This is a genomic window from Streptomyces sp. NPDC057445 (assembly GCF_042802855.1).
GTDB lineage: Bacteria > Actinomycetota > Actinomycetes > Streptomycetales > Streptomycetaceae > Streptomyces.
Map to the genome: position 1 here is coordinate 42,815 of NZ_JBHVDH010000005.1, position 19,251 is coordinate 62,065.

Here is a 19,251-nt window from a genome sequence, read left to right on the forward strand (position 1 = left end):
CATGAAGCAGAGGACGGAAACGCCGGGAAGGACGGCCGGCGCGGGCGGCCCCGAGGTCGAGATCCGGGAGCTGCACAAGTCGTTCGGCGACAACGAGGTCCTGCGGGGCATCGACCTCGACATCGCCCGGGGCGAGGTCGTGTGCGTCATCGGGCCCTCGGGCTCGGGCAAGTCGACCCTGCTGCGCTGTGTGAACCTGCTGGAGGAGCCCTCCCAGGGGCAGGTCTTCGTGGGCGGCACGGAAGTGACCGATCCCGATGTCGACATCGATGCCGTGCGGCGGCGTATCGGCATGGTCTTCCAGCAGTTCAACCTCTTCCCCCATGTGACGGTGACCGAGAACCTCACGCTGCCGCAGCGCCGCGTCCTGAAGCGGGGCAAGGCGCAGGCCGCGGAAGTGGCCCGCCGGAATCTGGAGCGGGTGGGGCTGGCCGACAAGGCCGACGCGTACCCGGCGCAGCTGTCGGGCGGGCAGCAGCAGCGTGTCGCCATCGCGCGGGCCCTGGTGATGGATCCCGAAGTGATGCTTTTCGACGAGCCCACGTCGGCGCTCGACCCGGAGCTCGTGGGGGACGTGCTCGCCGTGATGCGGGTGCTGGCCGCGGAGGGCATGACGATGATGGTCGTCACGCATGAGATGAGCTTCGCCCGGGAGGTCGCCGACCGGGTGGTGTTCATGGACGCCGGCATGATCGTCGAACAGGGGCCCGCCGAGCAGGTGGTGGGCAACCCCGGGCACGAGCGGACGCGGAACTTCCTGACCCGGATCCTTGACCCGGCAGCCGCGGAAGGGCCCGCCGACGCGGCAACCGGCGGCGAAGGTGAGGACACCCGGAAGTCCTGATCCCGGCTCAGGCCCCACCTCGCGCCGGTGACGACCTCCGTCGGTGCGGTCGCCCCCGCCGGCCTCCTCTGATCAAGGCGAGGAGCATGACCGAGGCCACCGCCGCGAACGCGCACCACGTGGAGACGAACTCCAGCCGCGACAGCAGCGCGCAGAGAGCACCGCGCCGGCTGCGACGACGACACCCAGAGCCCGCAGCACCGGGTCGGGCGCGAGCAGGAGCGATCCGACCGTGGCCAGCAGGTAGCCCATGAGGAGGAGGGGTGCGTACGGCAGGTCGAGGACGTATCCCAGTGTGTGGCCGCGTACTTCGGCGCTGACAGGGCGCGTGGCGAGACAGTATGCGAAGGCGCTCGAAACGACGAGGCCGGCGGCGATCGGGGCCGTCCGGAGGAGCGCGGCCGGGGGCGGTACGGCAAGCAGCACGCCGGCGGGAACCCAGATCGGCAGCAGCACGAGGGCGATGACAGCCCAGGCGAGGGTGGCCGAGCCGGTACCACCCCCGGACCGCCAGACGGCGGATTCGACGACCTGGTGGGTGCCCAGGAGCAGGGGGAGCGCGGCAAGAAGCAGCTCGCGGGGGCGGCGCACCTGGGTGACGCAGGCGACGCCGGTCGCGGCGATGGCCGTCCCCGCGACGAGGTCCGCGGTCGCGCTCCAGCACATGGCGCCACCATCCCGGTTCGGAAGAAGCTGAGGTTTTTGCCCAGTTCCGGAAACCGTATGGTTTCCGCCGGTGTCTTCATCGGTGACACCACTGTCCCCGTATCGGAAGAAATGGGGGGACGCCATGTACTACCGTCCGCGCCTTGCGGCTGTCGCCGCGGGTGTTCTTCTCATCGCCGGGATCGGCGCCACGATTCCGGCCTCGGCGGCTGCGACGCGGTCCGCCGTCCCGCAGTCCGCTCCCCCGCCCATCGCACTCGTCACCAACGCCCGGTGGGGTGGGCACGGGTGCTACGACCGGATCGTCATCGACGTCCGCGGCAAGCTGCCTCCGGTCACTGTGAAGCCGGTGAAAGTGCTGCGGTACGACGGCTCCGGGAAGAAGGTCCCGCTCGCCGGGAAGTACTTCCTGGAGATCAAGCTCTCCCCCGCCGCCGCCCACAACGACGCCGGAAAGTCCGTCTACAAGGGGCCCCGGCTGATCAAGATCTGGCTGCCCGCACTCAAGGGGCTCGCCCTGACGGGGGACTTCGAAGGAGTGGTCACGTTCGGGGCGGCGTTCAACACCAAGCCGGCGTACAAGTCCTTCAAGCTGCACTCGCCTGAGCGGTTCGTGCTCGATGTGCGGCGCGCCGCGGCGGCGTGCCGCACCTGAGGCCCGCCGTGGGAAGCCGCAGGGCGAGGTTCAGGTGATGACGCCCATCCACTGAGCCCCAGCCTGCGGCGGCCCGTCGTGCGGGGTCGGGACTGCTCCTGTGCGGCCCCGGACCCGCACGGCTGTCACTGGGCGAACAGTGCCTCGAGCCGGGTGCGCCAGGCGCTCTCGGTCTTGGCGGGGTCGGCGCCGGGCGCGAAGTCATGGACGCTGACGCCGACCGGGGCACCGAAGTGGTTGCGGCCGAAGAGGCGGTACATGGCGTCGCCGGTGCGCAGCCCGACGAAGTACCGGTTGCGGTAGTCGACGACCGCGTCGGCCGTGCCCGTGCCGGGGAGGTCGATGCGTACGGTCGCCCCTTCGGTGGCATCATCCGGCAGACCGAGACCGCGGCTCACGACGTCGAGCGCATCGGCGGCGGTCGATGCGCCGGGGGCGTCGACGGAGGCGTACGCGGCGAGGCGTCCGGTGAAGTGGGTCAGGTACTGGCGCAGGGTGTGCAGATAGAAGTCGGTGTGCTTGGAGGCACCGTCGTACTGGTTGTCCCAGTCCTCGACGAAGATCCCGCTGTGCACATAGCGCACGCGGCAACCGCCGTCCACGAGGGGCTCGATGACGTGGTCGAGCTGGTTGAAGGTCTGTTGCGCGATGCCCTCGACGTTCTCCGTGCGGCCGGTCAGGCGGTGCGGCGGGTCCCATACGGTGACGGTGCCGCCGAAGGGGGCGGCGCCACCCTGCTTCGGCTCGTACTCCAGGGGCCACAGCCAGCCGGCGGTACCGGTGGTGATCGCCTCCCAGACCTGCTCGGGGCTCGCGTCGACCTCGAACTCGCGGACGATCTCGAATTCCCTGGACTCGGATCCCTTGGACCCGGATTCCTTGGACATGACGACTCCTTATGTGCGCTCGGGCGCGCGGGTGACGGGGCGGGGGCTCTCCGGGGCTTCCGGACCTTCCTGGTCCTCCGGTGCCTCCGGGGCTCTTGGGCTCCCGGAGGTTCCAGCGGTCTCGGGAGCCGGTTTGACGGTGGGGTGGAGGGCGACGACGACGCGGTGCTCTCGACCGCCCTCTGCGTCCTCGTCGTGGTACTTGGCGACGAGGGCGCTGACTCCACGGGTCAGCTCTTCCACGAATGCGGCGCGGTCGGCCGCCGATGCGAAGCGCACCTCGCCGTCGAGGGCGAACGTCGCCAGGCGCTTGCGGGCCTTCGCCGCGCCGGTGATCAGAGTCCCGACGTCACGGACCAGGCGGGCGGCGACGGCGAGCAGCCATCGTGCGGAGAGCTGGTCGCGGAAGCGGGCCGGGTCCGGCTGCACGGCGGCCAGGGCGAGCGGGGAGATCACATAGGACGCCGCGGTGGCCCGCATGAGCCGCTCGGTGACATTGCCCTTGCGGCGCTCCCCTGCCAGCTCGACGAGCCCGTGCCGTTCCAGGGCCTTGAGGTGGTAGTTCACCTTCTGACGGGGCAGCCCGACGCGGCCCGCGAGCATCGCCGCCGATGCGGGGCCTCCGGCCAGCTCGGCGAGCAGCCTGGCCCGCATCGGGTCCAGCGACACGGCTGCCGCCGACGGGTCCTCGATCACGGTCACATCCAGCATGGCTCCACCCTCTCACCGACAACATTTCTTGTCCAGACTCATTCTTCTGTCGGTGGAACCAGCAGCAGGAGCTCCGTCCGCCCCGCTGAGGCGTCGCCGGTCCCGTGAGCCACGTCCCGTCGGCGCCTCGCAACTCGGATTGCGCGCTCATGAGCGCCGGTAGGGTTGTATGCGCACCTCGGGCGCCGCCTTCCAGTGGCGTCCGGGAACAGGGAAGTGCCGAGGATCCTGGAGGAGCAGGTGGGTGTGGGACGGGCCGCGGCCCGGCCGGTGGCGTCCTCGCCGCAGGGCAGTGCCGCTTTGGAGGTCAGCCCGCTGACGGACAAGGTGGGGCTGCGGGCCGCCGGGGAAGTGAGCCTGTCCACGCGGACGGTCTGGGAACGTGAGCTGGAGCGTCTGGTGGGACGGGCGGACGACGCGGTGAGGCAGGGAGACGGCGTGGTGGGGCGAGGAGGCGACGTGTACCTGGAACTGTCAGGCGTCACGTTCGTCGATGTTGCCGGGGCCTCGGTTCTGGCTCTCGCGGCACAGCGCCTGCACGGGGACCGGCGTATGGTGCTCGATCAGCCGCCGCCCGCTCTGCGGCGCGCCCTGGACCTGTTCTGGCCCGACGCGGCCGCTATCGAGGTGACGAAGTGCTGAGCGCCGGGACCGTGGTCGATCCCTTCGTGCACCCCGCGCTGTTCTACCGGGACGAAGAGGAGTACCTGGCAGGGACAGTGCCGTTCGTCCGCGACGGGCTGGACGCCGGTGAGCCGGTGGCAGTGGCGGTTCCCGGCGACAACCTCAAGCTGGTCAGGGCCGAGCTGGGCCCGAGCGCCACGGACGTGCAGTTCCTCGACATGATGCAGGCCGGGCGGAACCCGGGCCGGATCATCCCCGGTGTGCTGCGGGCCTTCGCCGATCGGCACCCGTCCGGGCGCGTACGGATCATCGGTGAGCCGATCTGGGCGGGGCGCTCCCAGGCCGAATACCCCGCGTGCGTACAGCACGAGGCGCTGATCAACTTTGCCTTCCGCGGTCGGGCGGTCACCATTCTGTGCCCGTACGACGCTGTCCGGCTGAACTCCGACGTGCTCGCCGACGCGCATGCGACGCATCCGGTGGTGGTGGTCGACGGTCAGGAGCAGCCCAGTGGCACCTACGGTCCCGAGGGCGTCGTCGCGGCCTACAACCGGGCCTTGCCGGCCCCGGCCTCGGCCGTGGCTCTCGCTTTCGATGCCGATCGTCTGCCCCGGGCACGGTACTTCGCCGTCGGTCAGGCCGAAGGGTTCGGCCTGACCGGACGGGACGTGGACGATCTCGCCCTGGCCGTTGCCGAGTTGACGACCAACAGCGTGGTCCACGGCGGTGGCTCCGGTACGGTACGGCTCTGGAGCGAAGACGGCCGGGTGGTGTGCCAGGTCGAGGACCGAGGCCGGCTCGGTGACCCGCTCGCCGGGCGTCGCCCGGCCCGGCGCGACCAGATCGGCGGCCGGGGCCTGCTGCTGGTGCACCAGGTCTCGGATCTGGTCCGCGTCCACACCGGCGAGCAGGGGACCACCGTACGGATCCACTTCGAGCGGTAGGAACCGTCACCGCGATCGCAGTCCGCGGCGGCCGGCTGTGCCCGGTCAGGCGGCCGGTCGGCGCTGGAGGTTCCCGCAGCAGTCGCGGATCGCTCTTTCGGAGAGACGTGAGCGTTCCTCACCGTACCGGGTGCCCCTGCTCCGTCGGCCCACACACGCCCGGTCGGCGCCGGGCCGTCCGGCTTGGTGCCGCGCCGGCCGTCCGGGCCAGGCCGTCCGAGTCCCCGATGCGGCGTACGGCGCGTCATACCGTCATGCAAAGTGGTCGTGCACATGACGTACGCGCGCGACGCCGCCGGGTCGCCCGGCGGCCGACACTTCGGGGAGGCATGGGGATGACCGCAGGAGCCACTGTTCCCGGACGGGGCGCCACCGGCCCTGGACGCACCGATGTCGTGCCCGGTCCGCGGCGGCTGCCGGGGCTCGGCAATCTTCCGGCGTTCGCGCGCGATCCGCTCGGCTTCTTCGTACGGCTGCGGGGTCACGGGGACCTGGTCGAATGGCGGCTCGGACCGCAGCGCGCGCTCTTCGTGTCGCGCCCCGAGCACATCGGCGAGCTGCTGACGGGCATCGAGACCGTCTTCCGCCACCCCGAGCTGGGATGGGCGTTCAAGCTCGTGCTCGGGGACGGTGTCGTGACGTCGGAGGGTCCGGCATGGCGGCGCAAGCGGGCGCTCGTCCAGCCCGCCGTGCGGCCCCGGCAGGTGAGGTCGTACACGCGGACGATGACGGAGTGCGCCACCCGGCTCGCGGACGCCTGGCGGCCGGGACGGAGCATCGACGTACGGCGCGAGATGCTGGCGCTCACTCAGCGGATCGCCGTACGGACCCTGTTCGGCGCCGACACCGCCGGGCGGGAGGACGTGATCGGCTCGGCCATGGACGTGGCGCAGCGGGCGATCGGCGACGAGTTCCGGGGCATCACGCTGTTCCTGCCCCCGTGGGTGCCCACACCCGGCCGCCGGGGACTGCGCAGGGCCGTCGAGGTGATCGACGCCGAGGTGGGGCGGGTGACAGAGGCACGGCGGCGCAGTGGCGAGGATCGGGACGATCTGCTGAGCCGGCTCCTGGCGGCCAGGGACGAAGAGGGGCTGCCGCTGTCCGACAAGGAGATCAGGGACGAGGCGGTGACCCTCTACATCGGCGGGCATGAGACGACCGGCACGACGCTCACCTGGGCCTGGTACCTGCTCTCGCGGAACCCCCGCGCCCGTCTGCGCCTCGGGGAGGAGCTGGACGCGGTTCTCGGCGGCCGCGCGCCGGAGTTCGACGATCTGCGACGGCTTGCGTACACCGAGCAGGTGGTGAAGGAGACCTTGCGCCTGTTCCCTCCCGTGTGGCTGATGACAGGGACAGCGAAGCAGGGTTCGGAGCTCGGCGGACTTCCGGTGCCGGAGGGGACGGTGGTGTGGTCCAGCCAGTGGAGTGCGCACCGGGATCCCCGCTGGTTCCCCGACCCGGAGTCGTTCCGGCCGGAGCGGTGGGAGGCGGGCGAGGGGCAGGTGGCACCGGACCACGCCTGGTTCCCCTTCGGCGGCGGAGCGCGGGCCTGTCTGGGTGCGCGGTTCGCGATGGTGGAGGCCGTCCTGGTGCTGGCGACGCTCGCACAGCGATTCCATGTCGACGCGGGACGCGGTGTGGTGCCGCCGAAGCCGGGACTCACGCTGCAGCCGGGCGCTCCTGTGCGTGCCGTGCTTCGGCCCGCCGGGCCGCATGGAGTTACGGTGGCCTCATGACCGAACACGAGGCGGGACATCCTGTCGGCCCCGTTCCGGATGTGGTGGACGTCAGTCCCACCGGGTGGGTCGCCAAGCAGGCTCAGCTGTACGAGGAGTCGGGCGGCACAAAGGGGACGACCATACAGGGCGCCCCTTGTCTGCTGCTCGACTACAAGGGGCGGCGGTCGGGTGTCTGGCGCCGGACCGTCCTGATCTACGGCCGCGACGGCGACGATCTTCTCGTCGTGGGCTCCAACGGCGGGTCCTCCCGGCATCCGCTGTGGTACCTGAATCTGCTCGACGAGCCTGATGTGTGGCTGCGTGTCGGCAAGGAGCGGTTCGCGGCGGTCGCTCAGACGCTGTCGCCGGAGGACAAGGCGCGGGTGTGGCCGCACCTGGTCGAGGTGTTCGCTCCGTACGCCGGATACCAGCAGCGCACGGAGCGTGACATTCCGGTGGTTCGGCTCAGGCGGACGGAGACGTGACCGGGCGCCCGCCCCGGCCCTCGGGCCTTGTGCATGTGCCATCAACTGCCCGCCTGGGCCTGCTTGTTCACCACCCGGCCTTTGGCACATGCCAGAAGCACCACCGTATCGAGTGTTGCCAAATCCCTTACGCGTGCTTGCTCCCTGTGCAACAGTCGTAACCGGTCCTCATCTCGGACCTGGCCGTGACGCGCCTGCATCGGAGTACGACATGCCGTCCCATCTGTTCGCGGACCGTCCCGCCCCGCAGCCGCCCAGGCGCGGCACGGTGGACGAGTTGATTTCGCAGACCCGCAGGTTGCGCGGTGATGTGGACGCGGTCCGGCGCGACGCGGTGGTGGACGAGGACGACCCACAGGGGCGCTGGCAGCGGGCACTGTGTGACCTTGCCGTCCATCATCTCGATGACCTGGGCGCTCACTTGGGCCAGCTCAAGGAGGGTCCACCCGCTCTGGCCGATCCCGCCGACGCATCCGGCCTCTCCGGAGGCGGGAGCCTCGACGACGAGGTCGCCGGTCCGTACGCGGAGGTGTCACCGGGCGCCGGGTCGCTGCTCAGCAGGGTCGGCAGCGCGGAGTGGAATCTGCTGACGGACGAGGTCAGCTGGTCGGACGAGCTCTATCAGATCTTCGGCAGGCCGGCCGGCAGCGACCCCATGTCGCTGGACGAGCTGCCCTCCGTGGTGTTCGCCGAGGACCAGAGCCTGCTCACCGCGATGGTGACGGACTGTCTCATCGACGGGAAGCCGATCGACGGCGAGTTCCGCATCGTGCGGGCCGACGGCAGCATCCGCACCCTCCATATGATGGGCGAGCCGGTCCTCGACCCCGACGGTTGTACCGCCTCGATGTGGTCGGTGTTACGGGACGTCAGCGAACTGCGCAGGACCCAGCGCGCCGCCCGCGAATCGGGTGACACGCTGGCCCGCCGGGAGCACATCGCCCGGACGGAGCGCCGCATCGCGGTCGAGCTCCAGGAGTCCGTCCTGCCACCGTGGCGCGGTTCGCTCTCCCTCCCGCAGGACGGGCCCGCGGCCCTGGATCTGGCCGGCCACCACCTTCCCTCCGCGACCGGCACCCTGATCGGCGGGGACTGGTTCGACGCCCTTGAGCTTCCTGATGCTGGGGCCCTGTTGAGCGTCGGGGACCTCACCGGCCACGGGGTGGCGGCCACTTCCACGATGGCGATGCTGCTCGGCGCGCTGCGTGGAATGGCCGTGGCGGGTATCCGGCCGGCCGCGCTGCTGGGGCACCTCAACCAGCTGCTGGACACCGCGTCGCAGCCGTCCCTCGGCGGCGCGGCGTGCTGCCACTACGACGCGGCGACGCGGACGCTCTCCTGGGCGCAGGCGGGACACCCCGCCCCTCTGCTGTTCCGCGAAGGGACGGGGTGCGTGCTGACGCCACCGGAAGGGGTGCTCCTCGGGGCCACGCCGGGTGCGGTGTACGAGCAGGCCGAGGTGAAACTGCTCCCGGGCGATCTGCTGGTGCTTCACACGGAGGGGCTGGTCCGGGGCGCCGATGCGCACGACGATTCCGGTGTGAACCGCCTCCTCGCTCTCGCCTCCCGCTTCGCCGTCTCCGATTGCGCCCAGGAGTGCGTACGGACCATCGTCGAGGAGTTCGGCGAGAACGAGCGTGAGGATGACGCCTGCGTGATGGTTGCCAGGATCAACTAGCCCACCACGGGAGGCTGTTCGGCCCGTCGTCCCGGCGGCCTGTTCGCCTGGCCGGGTGAGGGCGTACGGACGTACTTCCCGGACGGTGCTGCGGAGTGGTGTCCGGCATGAACGGGATGCACGAGCAGTTGACGAGCAAGGGTGGTCACGTCGTCCTCAAGGGCCGGGCGTCCACCGCGCGCTCAGATCTCCGCGCTTCTGGTGCGCCTGGAGGGGCTGGAGGCGCTGTCGGGCAGGGCCAGTTGGATCTCCTCGCGGAGGTCCTGGATCTTCGCGTAGCCGGCATAGTGTCCGGTCAGGCGGTACATCTCACGCAGTCGGTCCCAGGTACGCAGCGATGAGGTCTCCCCCATCGACACCAGAGCCAACCGCGCGTACCGGTCGGCCTGTTCCGGGTCGTCGGCGATGAAGCAGGCCGAGGCCAGCGAGATGTAGTCGAAGATCTTGGATCGCTGACGGCCGCCCTCCCGCAGTTCCAGCGCCTGCCTGGCGTGGCGTTGCGCGGTGTTCGCAGCGGCGGGTTCGTGCTCGGCGAGGGTGCGGTAGGCAAGGGCCTGCATGCCGTGCAGGTCCGCCTCGTCGAACAGCTGCATCCAGCTCGGCGGCGGTACGTCCCCCTTGTCGGACACGAACAGCTCCTCGGCCTCCCCGAGGGTGCGGCGCATGGCCTGGCCCCGGCCCATGGAAGCCTGTGCCCAGGCCTCGATGGTACGCAGCATCGCGTGCGTACGGGGCAGGGTCTCCTCGCCGGAGCCGGACTTGGCGAGCTTCATCAGGTCGAGGGCGTCGTCGGGGCGGCCCAGATGCACCATCTGGCGAGCGGCCCGGGAGAGGGCTTCGCCTGCGCGGGGGCGGTCGCCGCCCTCACGGGCCGCGTGGGCGGCGATGACGAAGTACTTCTGGGCGGTGGGTTCGAGGCCGACGTCGTGGGACATCCAGCCGGCGAGTACGGCGAGGTTGGCGGCGACGCCCCAGAGGCGCCGCTGGAGATGGTCGGGGTGGTGGTAGGCGAGCATGCCGCCCACTTCGTTGAGCTGGCCCACGACGGCCTTGCGCTGGAGCCCGCCTCCGCGCGCCGCGTCCCAGGCACGGAACACTTCGACGGAGCGTTCCAGTGCCTCGATCTCCTGCGACCCGATGGGGGCGGCCTCGTAGCGGTCGAACCCAGCGGGGTCGGCGTGCAGGGGGTCGTTGAAGCGAGGGGCGTCGTCGGCGAGTGCGGGGTCGGTGTGCAGCCAGTCGTGCATGGCGCTGCTGAGTGCGGAGCCTGCGGCGAGCGCGGCGCCCGCGCCCACCAAGCCGCGTCGGTTGAGCATGAGGTCCATTCCCGTGAATTCGGTGAGGACCGCCGCCGTACGTTCGGGCGCCCATGGCAGGCCGTCAGGGTTGTGCGTGCTGCTGACGTCTCGCCGTTTCCCTGTGCGCCTTTGCCGTACGAAACCGAGGTCCTCGATGGTCACGACACGGCCGAGTCGCTCGGTGAACAGAGCTGCCAGCACTTCGGGCACCGGATCGCGCGGGATCTCTCCCGTGTCGATCCAACGCCGCACCCGCGAGGTGTCGGTCGCCAGCTGCGGATGGCCCATGGCCGCCGCCTGCCGGTTCACCAGCCTCGCGAGTTCGCCCTTGGACCATCCGGCGAGGCCGAACAGGTCGGAAAGGCGGGTGTTGGGTTCTCCGGTCACGTCAAGCCCCCAGGTTCTCGGCTGAGTTGACAGTAACCCCGTGTCAGATGCGTGGCGACTATTCGCCAGGGTTCGCCAGGGTCCGCCAGATGGTGTGCCACCCGCGACCGGGTGTCAGGTAGGAAAGCGCCACCCCGCCCCGGCAACCTGACCGCATTCCCCAGGTGCCGAAGGCTTCCGGGGCAGGGCCGCGCACGCGACTTGTCGGCACACGAAGGGATCTGTTTCGCCCATGTACACAGCATCGTCCTCCGTGTCCGCCCCGCCCCGGCCGCAGCGCTCCGTGCCGGTCGGCGGCAGGCCGTTTCTCGACCCCACCCCCGCAGCAGGGCGCACACGGAGGTGGCCGGCGACCTCCGGCCAACCGCTCAGCGGGAGAATCGACTTGTCAGGTCCCCAGGGCGCGCAGCTGCGCATGGCGATCGCGTCGGTGCACCGGATCTGCCCGGAGTTCAATCCGGTGCAGGTGCTGCGCAGGAGCGGACGCTCGGTCCTCCTCGTCGGCAGCACGGGCCGCGCCACGGCGGTCGCCAAGTGTTTACTGGACCAGTCTCCGGTGTGGGAAGAACGGTTCCGCCACGAAATAACTGCATACCGTGCGTTCGTCCGACACCGCCCGCCGGTGCGGGTGCCGCGGCTCATCGCCGCGGATCCGGACAACTGCACACTGGTGATCGAGCGCATGTCGGGACGGCCGGCCGCCCTCACCCGCCATCCGTCCGAGGCGCCGCCGCGTGCGGACGTGCGGGCGGTGCTCGGGGCGATCACCCGGCTCAACTCGTGGCGGCCGCCTGCCGGGATGTTCGATGCTCCGCTGGACTACGCGTCGCGGATCGCCCGCTATCACGAGCTGGGGCTGTTCACCGACCGTGATCTGGGCGATCTGCAGAAGCTGATGCGCGGCCTCGCGCATGCGAACGGGCGGCATGGCGTGGGACAGTTCTGTCACGGCGACGCCCTGCTGTCGAACATACTGCTGGCGCCGACCGGTCCGGTGCTCGTCGACTGGGAGCACGCGGGCTGGTACCTGCCGGGCTACGACCTGGCAACGCTGTGGGCCGTCATGGGCGACGCCCCCCTGGCCCGGCGGCAGATCAGCCAGCTCGCCCAGCAGTCGGGACCCGCGGCGCGTGACGCGTTCCTGGTCAACCTGATGCTGGTGCTGACCCGGGAGATCCGGACGTACGAGACCGCGGTGCAGCGGACCATGCGGGAGGCGGCTCCGGCCGGGACCGTGCCTCTGCCACCCGGTGGAATCTCGTCCGGGGAGGAACAGCGACTGCTGTTGCGGCGGCTGCACGACGACTGCGCGCTGGCACGGCGTGCCGTGCGCGCTGCTGTCGGCACTCGCTGACCGCCGACGGGGGGAGAGCGCTGCGCGCCCAGTGCCGACACACCGGGCGCGCAGCGCTCTGTCGGTCCCTGCGGAGTCGCGATCATTAGCGGTATCGCCGACCGCGACGACGGGTCGGCCGGTGGCTGCTCAACGCGGTGGCGGAAGCTGGCGAGTTGGACTCCCGCCGACCCGGCTGGACGGTGGAGTTCCTGCAGGTCCGCTGGAAGGAACACGTCCGGGCAGCGGCCGGGCGGTTCGCCCCACCGCCGGTCAACCGGGCGGCTGCCTTGGCGAATTGAGGAGTCAGGCCTGGAGCACCGGCGCCGCCGACGTCCTTCCGAACGGCTCGGTTGGATGCAGGCGGCCGTACCGGACGCGCTTGCGGACTCCGTAATGCGGACGATCAGCACACTGCTGTCCTCCCGCAGATCGTGAACGGACCGGGTGGCGAGAGCGCCACGGGCCAGGACGGGTCGCTCAGCCGTCGACCTGGTCGACAACGGTTGAGCCGGTCGACCGGCCGTGGACCGACCAGCGACCTCGTCACACAGGTCGGTCTAGAGCGGTATGCGGATGTCCAGGACGGACCCGTTGGCCTGCGTCGAGGGCGCGTCCAGACTTTCCAGCACATGGAGCATCGGCGCATTGTCCGCGGCCACCGATGCGGTCAGCACCTGGTGTCCGTCCCGGCGGGCCACGTCGGCGGCATGCGCGGCGAGCGCCGTACCCAGCCCCTTGAACTGCCATTCGTCCTCGACCAGTACGGCGAGTTCCCCCACGCCATGCTGCTCGGTGCGCATGACGTTGGTCATGGCGATGATGCGATCCGTGCGCTGGGCAGTGGTGGTGACCAGAGTGGTGCCGCGCTCCGGGTCCGAAAGCAGCCGCCATCCCGCCGGAGACAGCTGGGGTTTGCCCATGTGGTAGCGCAGCGCCCGGCTCCCGGGCGAGCAACGGCGGTGCAGCGCCTGGATCGGTGCGAGATCGGCGGAAGTCGCCTCCCGGGTCCGGGTGGTGGTGCCGTCGGTCAGCGTGATCGGGTGTTCCGTACCTCGAGGGCCGGAGGCGGGCATAGCTGCGGTCTCCTCTCTTCCTCGTGAACGCGGATGTCGTGCCACGGGGCCCGGTACGATCCGTTCCGCCCTGGGCACAGGAGAAGTCTTTTGGCTGGCGCGGGTGGGCTCAAGGCCGGTTTGCGCCATATCGATTACGCTTCGCACATTCGGCGTCACTCATTGAAATCGTGACCATCAGACTGCCGCTGATCCGATGACCACTCATCGGACCCGATCCGGAAAGACATTGGTCCATTCCGGTGAAGCACCACAGGCCACGGCGCCACCAGGATTGATCCATTGACGAGCCGTTCGATACTCGCTACCCCTGTAGGCGAGTTGACCCCGCACGTCCCACTGCGTAACCCCCCTCTCTGGAGGCTGCATTGCGAGGACGAGGATCCGCCCCCGGTCGACCGAAAGGTCCCCGCGCGAGTGCCGTCGTGGCTGCGGCGCTGCTGCTGTCACTGGCCGCGGCCGGACCACCGGCCGGAGCGAAGCCGGCCGCCGGCTCTCTCCAGCAGGACTTCACCGCCGCCGCGTCCGAGTACGGCGTCCCGGAGTCGGTGCTGCTCGCGGTCTCCTACCTCCAGTCCCGGTGGGACGGGCACGGCGGTGCGCCGAGTGTCACCGGCGGGTACGGGCCCATGCATCTGACGGATGCCGCCACGGCGCTGGCCGAGGCCCCGCATCATTCGCACGGCGCCGAGGACGCCCGCGGCGACAACTCCCGGCCGCACCAGGCACACCGGGCGGAGCGGGAGGCCGTGAAGGCTCCCGATGCTTCCGCTCTGCCTCCCCGGCTGCGGACGCTCGCGCGGGCGGCGGCGCTCACCGGCACTCCGTCGGAGCGGTTGCGCACCAGCCCCGCGGCCAACATCCGCGGCGGCGCCGCCCTCCTCGCCGACGCGCAGCGCCGGCTCGGCCAGGACCCGAGCACGGATCCGGCGGACTGGTACGGGGCGGTGGCACGCTTCTCCGGCGCCGACGACACGGCGACCGCGACAGCGTATGCCGATGACGTGTACGAGGTGATCCGCTCCGGTCAGCGCCGCACCACCGACACCGGCGATCGGGTCGTGCTGCTCGCCGACGCCGCTCTGCGGCCGGACAGGGCGACGGCCGCGCGCCTCGGACTGCGCACCGTCGACGCGGGCCTGACGGAGTGCCCGCCGACGGTGGCCTGCGAGTGGATCCCGGCACCGTACGAGGAGTTCGGCGAGGGCGACTACGGTAACCACGACAAGGCGGACCGGCCGGCCTCCCAGTCGATCGACTACATCGTCATCCATGACACCGAGGCGAGCTGGGACACCACCCTCCGGCTGGTCCAGGACCCGACCTATGTGTCCTGGCAGTACTCGCTGCGCTCGTCCGACGGTCACATCGCGCAGCATCTGCGGCTCAGGGACGTCGGATGGCACGCGGGCAACTGGTTCGTCAACGCCAAGTCGGTCGGTCTCGAGCACGAGGGATTCCTCGTCAGCCCGGACGCCTGGTACACGGAGGCGATGTACCGATCCTCGGCGCGTCTGGTGCGGTATCTCGCCCAGCGGTACGGCATCCCGCTCGACCGGCAGCACATCATCGGCCACGACAATGTGCCGGGCACGGTGCCCTCGACCGTTCCCGGGATGCATACGGACCCGGGCCCCTACTGGGACTGGGCGCACTACTTCGCCCTGCTCGGGCGGCCGTTCATCCCCTCCGCGGGTCCGGGTTCCGCCGTGGTGACGATCCGTCCGGACTACGTGGCGCACCAGCCGCCCTACACGAGCTGTGCGAAGCCCGGTGACTCCTGTGTCCCGCACGGTTCCGGTGCGGTGCGGCTGCACACCGGGCCGGACGCCTCCGCCCCTCTGGTGAAGGACATCGGTCTGCGGCCGGGCGGCGAGGCCTCCACGACCGGTGTGAACGACACGGGAGCCCGGGCATCGACGGGGCAGCGGTACGCGGTCGCGGAGCGGCGCGGGGACTGGACGGCGATCTGGTACCTCGGGCAGAAGGCCTGGTTCCACAACCCGTCGCGGCAGCCGACCGCGGTGGGCGCGTGGGCATCCATGGTCACGCCGCGGGAGGGCCTCGCGGAAGTCCCGGTGTACGGAAGGGCCTACCCGGAGGCCTCCGCGTACCCGGCGGGTGTTCCGGTGCAGGCCGTGACGCCGCTGCCGTACAGGCTGCTCGCGGGCCAGCGGTACGTAGCCGGCGAGCGGACCGCGGGCGAGTACTACTACGCGCCGGTGTACGACACGAGCGGGCACACGGTGGTGCGCGGCAAGGAGGTCTACCACGAGATCCAGTTCGGGCACCGGGTCGCTTTTGTGAAGGCGGCGGATGTGCGTGTGCTGACCCGGTAGGAGGGGGGCCGGAGCTGCGGGTTCATCCGGACGGGTGATCACCGCGCTCGCGTGGGCCGGATGGGCGACGGGTAGGGCTGGCCCGTACGCGACCGGTCCGCGCGGCTCGCGCGCGGACGCTCACCGAAAGGCCGGGCAGCATGGCACAGCCCTTCGAACTGCCGGATTTCTACGTCCCGTATCCGGCGCGTCTCAACCCCCATGTCGATGTGGCGCGTCAGCACACCACTGAGTGGGCGCGCCGCATGGGCATGCTGGAGGGGTCGGGGATCTGGGAGCAGGAGGATCTCGACGCGCACGACTACGCCCTGCTGTGCGCGTACACGCACCCGGACTGTTCGGCCGAGGCGCTTTCGCTGGTCACGGACTGGTACGTGTGGGTGTTCTTCTTCGACGACCACTTCCTCGAGGTCTACAAACGCAGCGGCGACCGCGAAGGGAGCAAGGCGTATCTGGACCGGCTGCCGGCGTTCATGCCGATGGACCCGGGCCAGGGCACGCCCGAGCCGGTGAATCAGGTCGAGGCGGGTCTCGCCGACCTGTGGTCGCGTACCGTGCCGAGCATGTCGCACGACTGGCGGGTCCGGTTCGCGCTGGCGACCGAGCATCTGCTCAACGAGTCGATGTGGGAGCTCGACAACATCAACGAAGGGCGGATCGCCAACCCGGTCGAGTACATCGAGATGCGCCGCAAGGTCGGCGGCGCCCCCTGGTCGGCGGGGCTGGTCGAGTACGCGGCGGGCGCCGAGGTGCCGGCCCAGGTGGCGGGCTCCCGGCCGCTGCGCGTTCTCACCGAGGCCTTCGCGGACGCCGTGCATCTGCGCAACGATCTGTTCTCGTACCAGCGCGAGGTGGAGAGCGAGGGCGAGCTGAGCAACGGTGTGCTCGTCCTGGAGACTTTCCTGGGCTGTACGACACAGGAGGCGGCCGAAGCCGTCAACGATCTGCTGACCTCACGACTGCAGCAGTTCGAGAACACCGCGCTGACCGAAGTCCCTGGACTCTGTGTGGAGAAGGCCCTGAATCCGGCGGAGTGCGCGGCGATCGCGGCGTACACGAAGGGACTCCAGGACTGGCAGTCCGGCGGTCATGAATGGCACATGCGCTCGAGCCGCTACATGAACAAGGGTGTGGAGACCGGGCCGTCGCTGTCCGGCGGGGTGCTCGGCACCTCGGCCCTGGACATCAGGACCCTCTTCGGCCGCCCGGCCACGGCCCGCCTGCGCAGTCTCACCCATGTGCCGCACCAGCGGACCGGGCCCTCGCTGCTGCCTGATTTCGAGGTCCCTTTCCCGCTGACCCTCAGTCCCCATCTGGACGACGCGCGGAAGAAGTCCGTCGCCTGGGCGGGCCGGATGGGTCTGCTCGGCGACATCTGGGACGAGCCGATGCTCGCCGGTTTCGACTTCGCGCTGTGCTCGGCGGGTCTTGACCCGGATGCCACGCCGGAGGAGCTGGAGCTCAGTGCGGAGTGGCTGACCTGGGGGACGTACGCGGACGACTACTACCCGCTGGTGTTCGGGCGCCCGCGGCGGCTGTTCGAGGCGAAGGCCTGCACGGACCGGCTGACGGCGTGTATGCCCGTGGACGATCCGGCCGCGGGCGCGGCGGTCGCGGTGAGTCCGATGGAGCGGGCACTGGCCGATCTGTGGGCGCGGACCGCGGGACCGATGGGCCCGGACGCGCGGGCCGCGCTGCGACGGTCGGTCGATGTGATGCTGGAGAGCTGGTTGTGGGAGCTCCACAACCAGGCCCAGCACCGGGTTCCGGACCCCGTGGACTACATCGAGATGCGGCGGGTGACCTTCGGCTCCGATCTCACGATGCTGCTGGGCCGGCTGCGGCACGAGGGGGACCTGCCGCCAGAGGTCCACCGGAGCGGGACGGTACGCAGCCTGGAGAGCTCCGCGTCGGACTACGCCACGCTGCTCAACGACCTGTTCTCGTACCAGAAGGAGATCGAGGTCGAGGGCGAGGTGCACAACTGCCTCCTGGTGGTGCAGTCCTTCTTCGGCTGCGACTACCCGGCGGCCGTCGCCATCACGGATGATCTGATGCGCTCGCGGCTGCGCCAGTTCCTGCATCTGAAGGAGCACGAACTGCCGTTGCTGTACGAGGAGTTCGGACTGGACGAACGGGGCAGGGCCGCGCTGGACACCTATGTGCGGGAGCTGGAGGACTGGCTCGCCGGAATCCTGAACTGGCACCGGGCCGCGCGCCGGTACAGCGAGGAGGATCTGGAGCGCGGTGCCGGATCGCCGTTGCGCACGGCCGGACCCACCGCGCTCGGCATGTCGGCGGCCAGGGTCGTCACGCTGCTGCGCCGGCCGTCGTCCTGTCTGCCCGACACGTCCGGTGGGGTGGTCCGGGTGTAGCCGCCCTCGGTGCGCCGCACGGCAGCGGCCCGCCGCGACACCAGGTCGCGGCGGGCCACGGCATGTCCCGTGAGGTCAGCCCTGCTGGAAGAGCTCCGCGGGCAGCGGCTTGAGCAGCGCGTACAGATCGTCGGTGATCGGCCTGTCCCAGCTGGCGATCGTGACGAGGACGTTGTCGCTGCGGTCGAACTGGACGCAGGAGATACGGCTCTCGGACAGCTTGATCCGGCGCACGATCAGCAGATTGTCCCCCTGCATGACGGGGACGTCCTCGGTGCCGGTCACCGTGACCTCCTCGTCGTTCTCCAGCGCCGCGAGGAGCTGGGCGACCTCGAAGGGGATCTGCCCCTCCGCGAGCTCCCGGGCGGGCGACCCCTCGGGCAGATTGCCGATGATCATCGCAGGTCCGCGACCGCCGAAGAGGTCGTAGCGGAGGAAGACGCCCTGGCAGCTGCCGTCCGGCGCGGGCAGCAGCCCTGCGCCGAGATTGCCGGGCCAGTCCCCCGGGTCCATGGCCAGGACGTCGAAGTCCGGGCCGGCGGGAGTGGCGGCGCTGCGGCGGCGGAGGAAGGACATGCCGCCATGGTACGTGTACGAGGGCTCGCCACGCCGACCTGGGTACGGCGGCCGGTGCCGCGCGCGCCGGGGTCGGACGGTCAGTCCACGACGGCGTCGATCTCCACCTCGACCAGCCAGGCGGGGTCGATGAAGCGGGACACCTCGACGAACGTGCACGCGGGGCGCACGGACGCGAATCGCTCGCCGTGCGCTCGTGCGGCTTCCTTCCACCGGTCGATGTCGGTGAGCATGACGCGGGTTCTCACCACGTCCTCGATGGACGCTCCTGCGTCGTTCAGCGCGCGCTCGGCGATGTCCAGGCAGCGGACGGTCTGGGCGTACATGTCACCGTGCCCGACGGTCGTGCCGTCGTCGCCGATGGGAGCGGTTCCGGCGACGGCGATGTACGCGCCCTTGCGTACGGCTCGCGAGAAGCCGATCTCCGGCTCCAGTGGCGAACCAGAGCTCACATGGTGCCGGGTGTCGTGGCGTTCATGTCCCATGACGTCATGGTCGCAGGGACCTGTGAGGCGACGCGGGCGAGGTGCTGTTGCCGCAAGGACCGGCGCGCGGCTCCCGGGCGCCGGTGAGGGCGCCGGTGTCCGCGGTGGAACCACGGACACCGGACACCACGGCCGGCGCGCCCCAGATTCCGCGCCCCCACGCGATCAAC

The 19,251-nt window shown here is 70.4% G+C and carries 16 protein-coding genes and 1 pseudogene; 10 read left to right on the forward strand and 7 right to left on the reverse strand.

Going from position 1 to position 19,251, the window contains the following annotated elements:
- Position 1 precedes the first annotated feature (1 nt).
- The gene (locus ACFU5O_RS13640) at positions 2-844 is read left to right on the forward strand and encodes an amino acid ABC transporter ATP-binding protein (RefSeq protein ID WP_384239773.1); all 843 of its coding nucleotides are present in this window, start codon (positions 2-4) and stop codon (positions 842-844) included.
- A gap of 7 nt (positions 845-851) precedes the next feature.
- On the opposite strand, the pseudogene ACFU5O_RS13645 reads toward ACFU5O_RS13640, so the two are convergent.
- Positions 852-1,510: pseudogene (locus tag ACFU5O_RS13645) on the reverse strand (DUF6629 family protein).
- 124 nt (positions 1,511-1,634) lie between these two features.
- Between ACFU5O_RS13645 and ACFU5O_RS13650 the strand changes: the two are divergent.
- A complete protein-coding gene (locus ACFU5O_RS13650; protein ID WP_384239775.1) occupies positions 1,635-2,165 on the forward strand; it encodes a hypothetical protein in 531 nt (176 codons plus the stop codon).
- 125 nt (positions 2,166-2,290) lie between these two features.
- Here ACFU5O_RS13650 and ACFU5O_RS13655 read toward each other — a convergent pair whose 3' ends face one another.
- Together ACFU5O_RS13655 and ACFU5O_RS13660 are read right to left on the reverse strand one after the other, a co-directional pair.
- A complete protein-coding gene (locus ACFU5O_RS13655; protein WP_384239777.1) occupies positions 2,291-3,052 on the reverse strand; it encodes an SRPBCC domain-containing protein in 762 nt (253 codons plus the stop codon).
- 9 nt (positions 3,053-3,061) lie between these two features.
- The gene (locus ACFU5O_RS13660; RefSeq protein WP_384239779.1) at positions 3,062-3,763 is read right to left on the reverse strand and encodes an ArsR/SmtB family transcription factor; all 702 of its coding nucleotides are present in this window, start codon (positions 3,761-3,763) and stop codon (positions 3,062-3,064) included.
- A gap of 216 nt (positions 3,764-3,979) precedes the next feature.
- Between ACFU5O_RS13660 and ACFU5O_RS13665 the strand changes: the two genes are divergently transcribed.
- The 5 genes from ACFU5O_RS13665 to ACFU5O_RS13685 all read left to right on the forward strand — a co-directional run bounded on the left by ACFU5O_RS13665 (position 3,980) and on the right by ACFU5O_RS13685 (position 9,212).
- Positions 3,980-4,405: an STAS domain-containing protein gene (locus ACFU5O_RS13665; protein WP_384239781.1), complete on the forward strand. Its 426-nt coding sequence runs from the start codon at positions 3,980-3,982 to the stop codon at positions 4,403-4,405.
- Complete coding sequence (locus tag ACFU5O_RS13670; protein ID WP_384240419.1) at positions 4,402-5,331, forward strand: anti-sigma factor RsbA family regulatory protein; 930 nt, start codon at positions 4,402-4,404, stop codon at positions 5,329-5,331. Before ACFU5O_RS13665 ends, ACFU5O_RS13670 begins: the two co-directional genes overlap by 4 nt.
- Before the next feature lie 335 nt (positions 5,332-5,666).
- Positions 5,667-7,067, forward strand: coding sequence for a cytochrome P450 (locus ACFU5O_RS13675; RefSeq protein WP_384239783.1), 1,401 nt, complete (start codon positions 5,667-5,669; stop codon positions 7,065-7,067).
- Complete coding sequence (locus tag ACFU5O_RS13680; protein WP_384239785.1) at positions 7,064-7,534, forward strand: nitroreductase family deazaflavin-dependent oxidoreductase; 471 nt, start codon at positions 7,064-7,066, stop codon at positions 7,532-7,534. The genes ACFU5O_RS13675 and ACFU5O_RS13680 overlap by 4 nt, the downstream gene beginning before the upstream one ends.
- Before the next feature lie 211 nt (positions 7,535-7,745).
- A complete protein-coding gene (locus ACFU5O_RS13685; protein ID WP_384239786.1) occupies positions 7,746-9,212 on the forward strand; it encodes a PP2C family protein-serine/threonine phosphatase in 1,467 nt (488 codons plus the stop codon).
- A gap of 182 nt (positions 9,213-9,394) precedes the next feature.
- Here ACFU5O_RS13685 and ACFU5O_RS13690 read toward each other — a convergent pair whose 3' ends face one another.
- Complete coding sequence (locus tag ACFU5O_RS13690) at positions 9,395-10,897, reverse strand: hypothetical protein (RefSeq protein WP_384239788.1); 1,503 nt, start codon at positions 10,895-10,897, stop codon at positions 9,395-9,397.
- Between the two features lie 232 nt (positions 10,898-11,129).
- Between ACFU5O_RS13690 and ACFU5O_RS13695 the strand changes: the two genes are divergently transcribed.
- Positions 11,130-12,251: a phosphotransferase gene (locus tag ACFU5O_RS13695; protein WP_384239789.1), complete on the forward strand. Its 1,122-nt coding sequence runs from the start codon at positions 11,130-11,132 to the stop codon at positions 12,249-12,251.
- 539 nt (positions 12,252-12,790) lie between these two features.
- Here the strand turns inward: ACFU5O_RS13695 and ACFU5O_RS13700 are convergent.
- A complete protein-coding gene (locus tag ACFU5O_RS13700) occupies positions 12,791-13,306 on the reverse strand; it encodes a GNAT family N-acetyltransferase (protein WP_384239791.1) in 516 nt (171 codons plus the stop codon).
- Between the two features lie 425 nt (positions 13,307-13,731).
- Here ACFU5O_RS13700 and ACFU5O_RS13705 point away from each other — a divergent pair, with 425 nt between their 5' ends.
- Together ACFU5O_RS13705 and ACFU5O_RS13710 are read left to right on the forward strand one after the other, a co-directional pair.
- Positions 13,732-15,645, forward strand: coding sequence for an N-acetylmuramoyl-L-alanine amidase (locus ACFU5O_RS13705; RefSeq protein ID WP_384239793.1), 1,914 nt, complete (start codon positions 13,732-13,734; stop codon positions 15,643-15,645).
- 140 nt (positions 15,646-15,785) lie between these two features.
- Complete coding sequence (locus ACFU5O_RS13710) at positions 15,786-18,020, forward strand: germacradienol/geosmin synthase (protein ID WP_384239794.1); 2,235 nt, start codon at positions 15,786-15,788, stop codon at positions 18,018-18,020.
- 75 nt (positions 18,021-18,095) lie between these two features.
- On the opposite strand, the gene ACFU5O_RS13715 is transcribed toward ACFU5O_RS13710, so the two are convergent.
- Positions 18,096-18,596, reverse strand: a complete 501-nt coding sequence (locus ACFU5O_RS13715) for a hypothetical protein (protein WP_384239796.1) — start codon at positions 18,594-18,596, stop codon at positions 18,096-18,098.
- 80 nt (positions 18,597-18,676) lie between these two features.
- On the reverse strand, positions 18,677-19,081 hold the full coding sequence (locus ACFU5O_RS13720; RefSeq protein WP_384239798.1) for a RidA family protein: 405 nt from the start codon (positions 19,079-19,081) through the stop codon (positions 18,677-18,679).
- Positions 19,082-19,251: the final 170 nt, after the last annotated feature.

Bases quoted from the DNA above. Each gene is read 5' to 3' on its own strand.
- ACFU5O_RS13640 (WP_384239773.1), top strand. From the start codon at position 2: ATGAAGCAGAGGACGGAAACGCCGGGAAGGACGGCCGGCGCGGGCGGC.
- ACFU5O_RS13650 (WP_384239775.1), top strand. From the start codon at position 1,635: ATGTACTACCGTCCGCGCCTTGCGGCTGTCGCCGCGGGTGTTCTTCTC.
- ACFU5O_RS13655 (WP_384239777.1), bottom strand. From the start codon at position 3,052: ATGTCCAAGGAATCCGGGTCCAAGGGATCCGAGTCCAGGGAATTCGAG.
- ACFU5O_RS13660 (WP_384239779.1), bottom strand. From the start codon at position 3,763: ATGCTGGATGTGACCGTGATCGAGGACCCGTCGGCGGCAGCCGTGTCG.
- ACFU5O_RS13675 (WP_384239783.1), top strand. From the start codon at position 5,667: ATGACCGCAGGAGCCACTGTTCCCGGACGGGGCGCCACCGGCCCTGGA.
- ACFU5O_RS13680 (WP_384239785.1), top strand. From the start codon at position 7,064: ATGACCGAACACGAGGCGGGACATCCTGTCGGCCCCGTTCCGGATGTG.
- ACFU5O_RS13685 (WP_384239786.1), top strand. From the start codon at position 7,746: ATGCCGTCCCATCTGTTCGCGGACCGTCCCGCCCCGCAGCCGCCCAGG.
- ACFU5O_RS13695 (WP_384239789.1), top strand. From the start codon at position 11,130: ATGTACACAGCATCGTCCTCCGTGTCCGCCCCGCCCCGGCCGCAGCGC.
- ACFU5O_RS13700 (WP_384239791.1), bottom strand. From the start codon at position 13,306: ATGCCCGCCTCCGGCCCTCGAGGTACGGAACACCCGATCACGCTGACC.
- ACFU5O_RS13710 (WP_384239794.1), top strand. From the start codon at position 15,786: ATGGCACAGCCCTTCGAACTGCCGGATTTCTACGTCCCGTATCCGGCG.
- ACFU5O_RS13715 (WP_384239796.1), bottom strand. From the start codon at position 18,596: ATGTCCTTCCTCCGCCGCCGCAGCGCCGCCACTCCCGCCGGCCCGGAC.
- ACFU5O_RS13720 (WP_384239798.1), bottom strand. From the start codon at position 19,081: ATGGGACATGAACGCCACGACACCCGGCACCATGTGAGCTCTGGTTCG.